This is a genomic window from Aeromonas sp. 1HA1 (assembly GCF_029237385.1).
Taxonomy (GTDB): domain Bacteria; phylum Pseudomonadota; class Gammaproteobacteria; order Enterobacterales; family Aeromonadaceae; genus Aeromonas; species Aeromonas popoffii.
In genome coordinates this window covers 1-1,446 of sequence record NZ_JAACGC010000160.1, presented here as the reverse complement: position 1 = coordinate 1,446, position 1,446 = coordinate 1, and the positions used below count along the sequence as shown (strand labels likewise).

Genomic DNA, 1,446 nt, shown 5'->3' with positions numbered 1-1,446 from the left:
GGGACATCCTCGGCAAGGTGTTCGATACCCTGCTCACACCGTGGCGGGCGTTGATCTGGCTGGTGAAACAGGCGCTGGATGCCATGAGCTTGATCCCCGGCATCGACATCGATACCAGCGCACTGGAAGGCGATATCTTGCCCAAGTACCTGCGCTCACAAGCCGAGGAACAACAAGCGGGCGTCATCAATAGCCCACTTGCCCGCTACCGCCAGCAAGACCAGAGCGCGGTGCCAGCCGGGGGCTTGGGCCAACAACTGATCCAGGCTAACGCGGCTGCCAGCTCTGCCAACCAGAAGCCGACCAAGTCGCTGCACATCGGCGAAGTGCACATCACCAACCAAAACCCCATGACGCCCGAAGAGTTGGAGAAAAGCGCATGGGTCGAGCAACGCGGATGAGGAGCGCAGCGCGGATGATAGGAGCACAACGTAGATGAATGAGCCCAAGTACATCGACATCCTGGTGGTGAACGGCGCCTGGCAGCTCGATGCCGGCGGCCAGCCCCGCACCACCCAGGACCGCCACAGCATCGGTCAGGACATCAAACACCGCATCATGGAGTCCGGGCTCGCCCGCAAGCTCATCGGCGAGCGCAGCCCGACCCTGCGCAGCGACGTGATGACCGAGATTGAACTGCTGGTAGAAGACGACGAGCGGCTGGTGCCCGGCACCATCCTCATCCGTGAAGAGGCCCCGGACCGGCTCCTGGTCACCGCCCGCACCTATGAATTCGGCGAACTGGAGGTAACCCTGTGAACCTGCGCCCGACCGTGGACTTTATGGCCCTGCTGGCCGAGACCGGCGTCCCGACCACCGAGCAGGCCATGGAGACCGAGCTCAAACAGGAGGTGGTGGCCGCCGGCTCCCTCATCACCAATGACAGCGATGTGAGCCCCTTCTGGCGGCTGGTGCGCGGGGTGGTGATAACGCCGGCGCTGTGGCTTATCCGCACCCTGCTGGCGGGCCATGTGCTGCCCAACACCTTCGCGGCCACTGCCACCGATGCCTATCTTGACCTCAAGGCCTGGGACGTGGACCTGACCCGCAAACCCGCCCAGACCACCCGGGGCCTGGTCAACTTCGTCAAGGCCAACCCCAGCGAAGCGGTCACCATCCCGGCCGATATCTGGGTCACCACCGAGCGCATCAACGGCACCATCTACCGTTTGCGGCCCTTGCAGACGGTGGTGAGCCCGGCCGGCGAAGCGGTGGCCCGGGTGGTGTGCGAGGCAGAGTTCCCGGGCGCGGCCTGGAATCTGGCGCCGGGCTATTACAACCTGCTCAGCGAACCGGTGACCGGCATCCTGTCGGCCCGCAACGATGACAGGGAGTGGATAACCACCCAGGGCGCCGATGCCGAGGGCAATGACGCTTTGGGCCTGCGCATCCAGAACCAGTTCTCGGCGGTGGGGCGTTATCACATCGACGCCATTTACCGCTCCA

2 protein-coding genes and 1 pseudogene are annotated in these 1,446 nt (G+C 64.2%); all 3 read left to right on the top strand.

Annotation, left to right across the window (positions count from 1 at the left end):
- Positions 1–401 (top strand): annotated as a pseudogene (locus GWQ22_RS21340) (phage tail tape measure protein); the annotation flags it as partial.
- A gap of 34 nt (positions 402–435) precedes the next feature.
- Positions 436–759, top strand: coding sequence for a DUF2590 family protein (locus GWQ22_RS21335; protein WP_275931608.1), 324 nt, complete (start codon positions 436–438; stop codon positions 757–759).
- On the top strand, positions 756–1,446 hold a 691-nt coding region (locus GWQ22_RS21330; protein WP_275931607.1), incomplete at its 3' end, for a baseplate J/gp47 family protein. The genes GWQ22_RS21335 and GWQ22_RS21330, both read left to right, overlap by 4 nt.